This window comes from Candidatus Deferrimicrobiaceae bacterium, assembly GCA_035256765.1.
In the GTDB taxonomy this organism is placed as follows: domain Bacteria; phylum Desulfobacterota; class Deferrimicrobia; order Deferrimicrobiales; family Deferrimicrobiaceae; genus CSP1-8.
In genome coordinates, this window is record DATEXR010000171.1 from 1 (window position 1) to 8,940 (window position 8,940).

Sequence of the window (8,940 nt, forward strand, 5' to 3'; positions counted from 1 at the left end):
TCGCACCGAGAGCGTCGATGCGCCGCGCCAGCGAGGCGCGCGACTGAGGCATACCGTTGAGTATGGTGAAGAAGCGCAACGAAGCGGGAGCGGATGCAGCGGCGCTCGAATGCAACCGTATTTGTGAAATGGAGCACTAAGCCCCGGAAGAGGCGCCCCGCTTGTGTTCTCCCCCCTGAAGTGTATCCTGCATACAGATAAGGGAAGCCGTGCGGACCCTTTCGGAGTGATGCCGCGGAATGCACCCAGAACAGACACCCCCTCCGGACGAAACCGCCTTCGCGCCCTCCCCGGGCGGAACCGACCCCCCTGTTGCGACGACGCCGCGGATGCAGACCGGCCGGGCCGTTCCCGAAGGCGTGCGGTGGTACAAGAGCATCAAATCCAAGATCATTCTGTGCGTGGCCATCACCACCCTGGCGGCCAACGGATTCTTCACGTTCCTGTATCTGGACGTCCAGGCCAGGCACCTCGACGAAACGATCCTCAACAACGCCACTCAACTGAGCGAGACGATCCGGAAGTCGATCCAGTACGACATGCTCGGGAACCGCAAGGAGAATGCGTACCGGATCATGGAGACCATCGCGGAGCAGGAAGGGATCGAGAAAGTCCGGATCTACGGGAGCGAAGGCACGATTCTCTTTTCGACCGACAAGGGCGAGCGGGGAACCATGGTGGACAAGAAGGCGGAGGCCTGCTACGCATGCCACGCGAAGGACACCCCCATCGAGAAGCTCGAGACTCCGTCGAGAAACCGGATCTTTTCTTCCGGAAAGGGAACCCGGATCCTCGGCATGATCAACCCGATGTACAACGACCGCAATTGCTCCTCCGCGGAATGCCATGCGCACCCGGAATCCCAGAAAGTTCTCGGCGTGATCGACATCACGATGTCGCTGGCCGGGGTGGACGCCGAGATGCACTCCGCCCGCCAGCAGATCATCGCGTTCAACCTCTTGTCGATCCTCTCGATCTCGATCATCGCCGTGTTCTCCCTCCTGGTCTTCGTGGGAAAACCGGTGAAGCAACTCGTCTTCGGGACCGACCGGGTGGCCCGGGGGGATCTGACCCACGTCATCCCCATCGACTCGGACGACGAGATGGGACACCTCGCGCGTTCGTTCAACCAGATGACGGCGAGCCTGCAACGGGCGAACAACGAGATCCATGAATGGATCCGGACCCTGGAGCAGAAGGTCGAGAAGCGGACGCAGGAGCTCAAGGACGCCCAGTTCCAGCTGTTGCATACGGAGAAACTGGCCGCGGTGGGAAGGATCGCGGCGACGGTGGCCCACGAGATCAACAACCCGCTGACCGGAGTCTTCACCTACATCAAGCTCATGGAGAGGAGGATCGAGGAGGGGAAAAACGGGGCTCACGACATGGAGAAATTCCGGGAGTACCTCTCCACGATGAGCCGGGAGGTCCAGAGGACGAGCGCGATCGTCCAGAACCTGCTCGACTTCACCCGCCCGAAGGATCTGAGCAGGAAGATGGTCAACCTCAACTCTCTCGTCGAGGAATCGATCAATATCGTCAAGAACAAGCTGGCCATCTCCAACATCACGCTCGAGAAAAAGATGGAGCCCCTGCCGGACATCCCGGCGGATGCCGCGCAGATGAAGCAGGTGTTCATCAACCTCATCATCAACGCCTGCGAGGCCATGGAGGGAGGAGGGGCCCTCACCATCACGTCCCGGCACGACAGGGAGAAGAACACGGTGACGGTCGTATTCGCCGACACCGGCCCCGGCATCTCCGACGAGGAGTTGCCCCGGGTGTTCGACCCGTTCTACACCACCAAGGAGAAAGGGACGGGCCTGGGGCTCTCCGTCGTCTACGGGATCGTCACGCGGCACAACGGAAGGATCGAGGTCAAGAGCAAACCGGGGAGCGGGACGCAGATGGTCATCATCCTCCCGACGAGCTGACAAGGAAACGGGGAAATCGACGAAGCGATATACATACGGCCGGTGGGGGTGGTCTCCGACATCATGCTCCGGAGGCTGCAGGCCCATTTGCGGGATTACCTCTCGGTCCCGGTGAGATTCATGAAGACGATGCTCGTGCCGGAAGGGAGCTATGAGCGAAGCAGGAACCAGTACAACTCCACCCGGATCCTGAGGGAGATCCTCCAGGAAACCCCTCCCGACGCGATCAAGGTCTTGGGGATCATCGACAGGGACCTGTGCATCCCGATTTTGACCTTCGTCTTCGGCGAGGCCCAACTGGGGGGGGTGGCGTCGATCGTCGCGATGGCGAGGCTCAGGCAGGAGTTCTACGGGCTCGCCTCCGACGACGGGATCCTGGTCGAGCGCCTGTGCAAGGAGGCCCTCCACGAACTGGGCCACAATTTCGGGCTCATCCACTGCAACGACCGGGAGTGCATCATGTATCTCTCCAACACCGTGCGGGACGTCGACCGGAAAGGAATCACCTATTGCGGAAGCTGCGACTCCGCCCTGTATGGGAAAACCGAAACCTGGAGGGTGCAACCATGGAATCGAAGGTAAACATCCTGATCGTCGACGACGAGGAGATCGTCCGGGAATCGCTGGCCAGCTGGCTCGAGGAGGACGGATACGAGGTGGCCGCCGCCGAGAACGGACCCCGGGCGCTGGAGCGTCTTCCCGAAAAGGACTGGAACCTGGCCATGGTCGACCTGAAAATGCCCGGCATGGACGGGATCCAGCTGATGGACGAGATCCGGAAAATCAAACCCGAAACGATCGTGATCATCATGACCGCCTACGCGACGGTGGACACGGCCGTGCAGGCGATGAAGAAGGGGGCCCACGACTACATCGTCAAGCCGTTCAACCCGGAAGACCTCTCGCTGACGATCCGGAAGATCATCGAGCACCAGAAACTGGTGAAGGAGAACCTCTATCTCCGGAAGGAGCTGAAGAAACAGTACCGGCTCCACGATCTGGTGAGCAAGAACCACAAGATGATCGAGATCTTCGAGCTCGTCAAAACCGTGGCGAAGAGCAACTCGATCGTGCTCGTCCAGGGGGAGAGCGGAACGGGGAAGGAGCTCCTGTCCCGGGCCATCCACATGGAAAGCCCTCGCCGGGACGAGCCCTTCGTGTCGGTTTCGTGCGCCTCCCTTACGGAGAGCCTGCTGGAGAGCGAACTGTTCGGGTACGAAAAGGGGGCTTTCACGGGGGCGGACCAGGCCCGGAGCGGAAAAATCGAGCTCGCCAAGGACGGCACCCTCTTTCTCGACGAAATCGGCGACATCAGCCTCAAACTGCAGATGGACCTGCTCGGGGTCATCGAGCTGAGGGAGTTCCGGCGCGTCGGGGGGACCCAGCTGATCCCGATCACCTCCCGGATCATCGCCGCCACGAACCGGGATCTCGCGAAGGCGATCCAGGAAGGGAAGTTCCGGGAGGATCTCTATTACCGGCTGAACGTCATTTCGGTCCACATTCCCCCCCTCCGGGAAAGGAAGGAGGATATTCCCCTGCTCGTGGAGCATTTCATCGAGCGGTTCAACATCGAGATGGGGAAGAATGTCGATGGACTGGCCGAGACCGCCATGCGAACGCTCATGGACTACCACTGGCCGGGGAACGCGCGCGAATTGCGGAACGTGATCGAGAGGTCGATGGTGGTCACGAAGGGGAGGATGATCCTCGATACCGACCTGAGCCTCCCGCAGGCGCCCGGGGTGCAAAACAGCCGCGGCAAGTCCCTCTCCGAAATGGAAAAGGAGCATATTCGCCAGGTCCTCCACGACAACAAGTGGAACATCATCCGGTCCGCCCAGGTTCTCGGGATCGACCGCGTGACGCTCTACAACAAGATCCGGAAATATGAATTGAAGAAGGAACCCGTGTTGAATACGTAAACTTGCCGGCGAATTCTTCAACACCGCAACCACCGGGAAAAACTAGCGATAATTTTTCAACAGGGAGACTGTAGAGATTTTCAACACTCCCCTTCCCCAGGCCGTCCCTTCCCTCCTTCCCCGCCAACTGGAAATCGCTATTTTTCCGGGGAAATAAGAGCCTTTTCTCTCCTTCCATCCGTTCGGGCACGCTCATTGCAATATAAAGGGGCGAGACAAGAGAGGAGGTGGAGAAAATGGTATACATCGTCCTCGCCATCGTTTACCTCGCCATGGGGGCGTGGATGGGTTTCCGGACCGCATGATGGATACCGCCTGCGGAAAAAGGGGTGCGCCGATGTCCGATGAAAAGTGCCCGTTTCTCGAAATGACGACGGTGACTTATTGCAAGGCCTTTCCCGTCAAGAAGATGATCCCGCTCGACCGGTCCATCTCGGCGAAAGGCATGTGCCACACCGGGAACCACCGACTCTGCTCCGCCTTCCGGGAGCTCGAAGGTCCCGGAACCATGACGGAAAGCGTGCGGGGTTTCCTGCTCCGCCACGACTACTACTTCCATCCCCGCCACGTGTGGGTCGCCCCCGGGAAGGAAAACGAGACCGAGGCAAGAGTGGGGGCGGACGATTTTGCGCGGCGGCTCGTCGGGAAGATCGACCGAATCTCCCTCCCGCCGGAAGGTTCCCCCGTGCGGGAGAACAGCGTCTGCTTCCTCCTCCACTCCGGCGACAGGACGGCCCGGATGGTGGCGCCGGGCGACGGAATCGTCAGGGCGATCAACAAGAAAGTGGTCGACGACCCGGCAACCATCAACCGCGACCCCTATGAAGAGGGATGGTTGTTCTCGTTGCACGTCGCCGGCGAATGGATCCCCCGCCTGTACCACGGGAGCGTGGCGCAACAGTGGCTCGGCTGGGAGGCGGAAAGGCTCCAAAGGACGTTCAGCAGCGACCTGGGAATCACCGCGACGGACGGGGGGGAAGCCCTTTCGGACATCAGCAGCCGGTTGAACGAGGCGCAATGGAGCAGGATCGTCGCCCTGTTCCTGGGATAAGGAGGTAATGGAAATGGTGCTCATTCTCGTACTCGCAACGATCGCCGCATTCCTCCTCATCGAACTCGCGTATCGGATGTGGAGCAGAAGGGTGAAAGAGAAGGCGGGCGGAGCCGTACCGGCGGTGAGGGCCGCCCTCGTGCCGGTTGCGCTCCCCGAGTTCCGTCTTCCCGGGGGGCTTTTCTACCATAGCGGGCACACCTGGGCCCACCTTTCGCCGTCGGGAGAGGCGCAGATCGGCCTCGACGATTTCGCGCAGGGAATCATGGGGAGAATCGACCGGATCGAGCTCCCCCGGCCCGGCACGCTGCTCCGGCAGGGCGAAAAGGCCTTCACCGTGGTCCAGGGGAGCAAGAAGATCGACTTCGTCTCCCCCGTCGACGGGATCGTCAGCGCCGCGCACGACGGCGTGAACGCGGACACCGGGAGGATCAGCAAAGACCCGTATCATTCGTCCTGGCTTCTCGCCGCGATGCCGACCAATCTCACGCACAACATCAAAAAGCTCAAGATCGCGGGGGACGCCGCGGCCTGGCTCGAAAGGGAACTGATGGTCTTCCTCGAGTTCATCACGCTCCACCGGGCGACCCCGGCGGAAGTGGGAATCACGATGCAGGACGGAGGCCACTGCATCGAGGGAGTCATGGAAAAGATCGACGGGGAGCTCCTGCAGCTCCTGGTCCGGAAGTTCTTCCGGTAGGGGCACCGGTCCGAACGGGGCCCCATAACGACTGGAGGGATACCGATGAGCGTCAACCGACGGGATTTCCTGAAACTTGCCGGCGTGACGGGCTGCAGCCTGCTTGCGGGCGCTCCCCGACGTTCGGAGGCGGCCATGGCCAGCACCGAGTTCTACGGAATGCTGGTCGACACGACGAAATGCATCGGCTGCCGCAGCTGTGAGGAGGCGTGCAACGAGCAGAACGGGTTGCCTAAACCGGAGGTCCCCTTCTCGAGCGACAGCGTCTTCGAGCAGAAGAGGGACACCTCCCCCGGCGCGTTCACGGTGCTCAACCGCTATCCGAACGCGAAAAACCCGGGCAGCCCGGTCTTCGTGCGGAGGCAGTGCCTGCACTGCTGCCAGCCCGCCTGCGCCTCGGCATGCCTGACCAAAGCGATGGAAAAAACCTTGGAAGGGCCGGTCATCTACCACAAGGACCGGTGCATGGGGTGCCGGTACTGCATGATCGCGTGCCCCCACAACATACCGAAGTTCGAGTACGAAAGCGCCTTCCCGTACATCCGGAAGTGCATCTTCTGCTACGACCGGCTGAAAGCCGGCGGGCGTCCCGCCTGCGTGGATGCCTGCCCCGAGAACGCCTCCCTCTTCGGGACGAGGAGGGATCTGCTCGAGATCGCCCGGACCCGGATCTACGAGAACCCCGACAAGTACGTCCACCACATCTACGGGGAGCACGAGGTCGGTGGCAGCGGGACCATGTACCTCTCCGCCGTCCCGTTCGAGAAGCTCGGGTTAAGGACCGACCTGGGGACGACGCCCTACCCGGAGCACACGTCGGGATTCCTGTACGGCGTCCCCCTTGTCTTCGTTTTGTGGCCGTCCCTCCTCATCGGCCTGAACTATCTCGCCGAAAACGGGAACAAGGGGAAAAACCATGAAGAGGAAGAATAACGACACCGGGAGGGCGCGGAATGCCCTCCATGCCGTCCGCGAGTTCGCGCGGTTCCTCGCTTCCGAGATGAAGCCGAAGGGGAAGATCGGGACGCCCTTCAACGTCATCACCGGCACGATCATCGTGGTCGGGATCGCCCTGATCGCGATCCGGTTCTACTTGGGTCTCGGGGCCGTCACGAACCTCTCCCAGGACTACCCGTGGGGGATCTTGAAAGGGTTCAACCTGTTCGTCGGCGTGGCCTTCGCGGGGGGCGCCTACGTGCTGACCTTCGTCGTCTACATCATGAAATTAAAGAAGTACGAGCCGATCGTCCGGGTGACGGTCCTGAACGGATTCCTCGCATACGTGTTCTACGCCGGGGCGCTGCTCCTCGAGCTGGGACGCCCCTGGAACGTCGTGAACCCGATCATCGGCAACTCGTTCGGCTTTAGCTCGGTCCTCTTCCTGATTGCGTGGCACTTTCTTCTGTACATAATCTGCGAGTTCATCGAGTTTTCCCCGGCCGTCGCCGAGTGGCTGAACTGGGAGAAGGCCCGCAGGGTCGTGGAGAAGATGACGATGGTAACGGTCATCTTCGGCATCACCCTCTCCACGCTCCACCAGTCCGGGCTGGGGGCGCTCTTTCTTCTGGCGCCCGCCAAGATCCACCCGCTGTGGTATTCGAACTACATCCCGGTCCTCTTCTTCGTGTCGAGCATTTTCGCCGGGCTGTCGATGGTGATCATCGAGAGCACCTTCACCCATAAGGTCTTCCATGACAAGATCGGCAATACCCTGCGCGCCTCCCACGACGACATCCTCCTGGGTCTCGCCAAGGGTTGCATCGGCGCGCTTTTCGCCTACCTGTTCCTGAAGGTCATCGAAATGGTCCACGGCGGGCACTGGGACCTGCTCGCCACGCCGATGGGCTACTGGTACCTGGTGGAGGTCGTAGGCTTCGTGGTGCTCCCGATCTTCCTGTTCGGGGCCGCGATCCGGAGGCGCAGCGTGAGACTCGTCCAGTTCACGTCGTTCTTCACGGCGCTCGGGGTGATCCTCAACCGGCTGAACGTATCCGTCATCGCGTTCAAGTGGTACGCGCCGGTCCGGTACTACCCCTCCTGGATCGAGATCTGGGTGACGCTCGCCGTCATCAGCATGGAACTGTGGGTGTTCCGTTGGGTGATCAACAGGATGCCGGTCTTCACGGAACACCCGAAGGCAGCGAAGGAGGAGATTATCCCCGTCGCGGAGGTGGTGAGATGGAAGGCTTCAGCTTCGTAGACATCTATGCTACGAAAGGGATCGAGTACCTGATCGTCATCGGGTTCCTGGCCACGTTCGTGTTATTCTCCTGGTACGTTGCGCTCCGGGGAGAGGAACCCAGGGAGGCAAGGCACACCGCGGAGTTCTTCGAGTGGTTCCGGGTCCCCAGGGAGTTTCTCTTCCACCAGGGGCACGGATGGGTGAAAGCCGGGAACGAGGGTGTCGTGACCGTGGGCCTGGACGACTTCGCCCAGAAGCTCGTCGGGAAGGTCGATTTCATCGATCTGCCCTCCGTCGGGTCCAGGCTGGCCCAGGGGGAGAAGGGGTGGGTCCTCCGGGCGGGCGCCCAGGCCATCCCCATGCTCTCCCCGCTCGACGGCGAGGTCGTGGCGGTGAACGAGGAAGCCGCGCGCTCCCCGGAAATCGTCAACGAGGACCCGTACGAAAAGGGCTGGCTGCTCAAGGTCCGCCCGGCGAGGCTCGCGGCGAACCGGACGAACCTGCTCACGGGACGCCTCGCGCGGAGGTGGACGGAAGAGGCCCTGCACGAACTTCGTCACACGATGGGAGGGAACCTGGGACCGCTCTACCAGGACGGCGGAACCACGCTGCCCGTATACCTGAACGGAGGGGCCGCCACCACCGTGAGCGCCCGGGCGATGTACGGGGAAGGCTGGGAAACGAAGGTGAGGGAACAGTTCCTCACGGAAGGGATGTCCTGATCAGGCCATCGACCGGGATGGAATCCGGTCGCATGAGCGAGAAACCGGAGGGAATCCGGCAACCCAGGGGCCAACCTTTATCCAGCGGATCCGCAAGCGTTCCCCCTCACCATTCCTTCTCCTGATCCCACATTCGGAGAGCCGGATCATGGAACCGGAATGTTCGCTTCCCGCTTATTGCGGCGAAAAGGGACCGGAGGCCATCGTGAACCGGGTGATCCCGGTCAAGGAGATAAAACCGGTATTGCCCGGTAGGCCATCCGCGGATGATTCCTATTTCTTCCAATTTCTTGATCTCCCTGACGACGCTTTTTATGTCGGTTCTCGTATACCGGGAAATCAGCCTCGGGTTGAGCGGTTCTTCCGGATACTCGAAAAAGAGAGCGAGCGTCCTGTATAGCGCTGTGGATGAAAACAGATTCTCGA

8 protein-coding genes are annotated in these 8,940 nt (G+C 61.1%); all 8 read left to right on the forward strand.

Annotated features, from left to right (window positions below; translation table 11 throughout):
- Positions 1 to 329: 329 nt before the first annotated feature.
- The gene (locus VJ307_05880) at positions 330 to 1,934 is read left to right on the forward strand and encodes an ATP-binding protein (protein HJX73668.1); all 1,605 of its coding nucleotides are present in this window, start codon (positions 330 to 332) and stop codon (positions 1,932 to 1,934) included.
- A gap of 33 nt (positions 1,935 to 1,967) precedes the next feature.
- Positions 1,968 to 2,516, forward strand: coding sequence for an archaemetzincin family Zn-dependent metalloprotease (locus VJ307_05885; protein HJX73669.1), 549 nt, complete (start codon positions 1,968 to 1,970; stop codon positions 2,514 to 2,516).
- Complete coding sequence (locus VJ307_05890) at positions 2,501 to 3,859, forward strand: sigma-54 dependent transcriptional regulator (GenBank protein HJX73670.1); 1,359 nt, start codon at positions 2,501 to 2,503, stop codon at positions 3,857 to 3,859. Before VJ307_05885 ends, VJ307_05890 begins: the two co-directional genes overlap by 16 nt.
- Positions 3,860 to 4,196: 337 nt before the next feature.
- Positions 4,197 to 4,910 carry a glycine cleavage system protein H gene (locus VJ307_05895; GenBank protein ID HJX73671.1) on the forward strand — a complete coding sequence of 238 codons (714 nt, stop codon included), beginning with the start codon at positions 4,197 to 4,199 and terminating at the stop codon, positions 4,908 to 4,910.
- A 7-nt stretch (positions 4,911 to 4,917) separates the two neighbouring features.
- Positions 4,918 to 5,610 (forward strand): glycine cleavage system protein H, encoded by a 693-nt coding sequence (locus VJ307_05900; GenBank protein ID HJX73672.1) that lies wholly within the window; start codon positions 4,918 to 4,920, stop codon positions 5,608 to 5,610.
- A gap of 45 nt (positions 5,611 to 5,655) precedes the next feature.
- Positions 5,656 to 6,543: a 4Fe-4S dicluster domain-containing protein gene (locus VJ307_05905; GenBank protein HJX73673.1), complete on the forward strand. Its 888-nt coding sequence runs from the start codon at positions 5,656 to 5,658 to the stop codon at positions 6,541 to 6,543.
- Complete coding sequence (gene nrfD, locus VJ307_05910; GenBank protein HJX73674.1) at positions 6,527 to 7,810, forward strand: NrfD/PsrC family molybdoenzyme membrane anchor subunit; 1,284 nt, start codon at positions 6,527 to 6,529, stop codon at positions 7,808 to 7,810. Before VJ307_05905 ends, nrfD begins: the two co-directional genes overlap by 17 nt.
- Positions 7,789 to 8,514 (forward strand): glycine cleavage system protein H, encoded by a 726-nt coding sequence (locus VJ307_05915; GenBank protein ID HJX73675.1) that lies wholly within the window; start codon positions 7,789 to 7,791, stop codon positions 8,512 to 8,514. The genes nrfD and VJ307_05915 overlap by 22 nt, the downstream gene beginning before the upstream one ends.
- Positions 8,515 to 8,940: the final 426 nt, after the last annotated feature.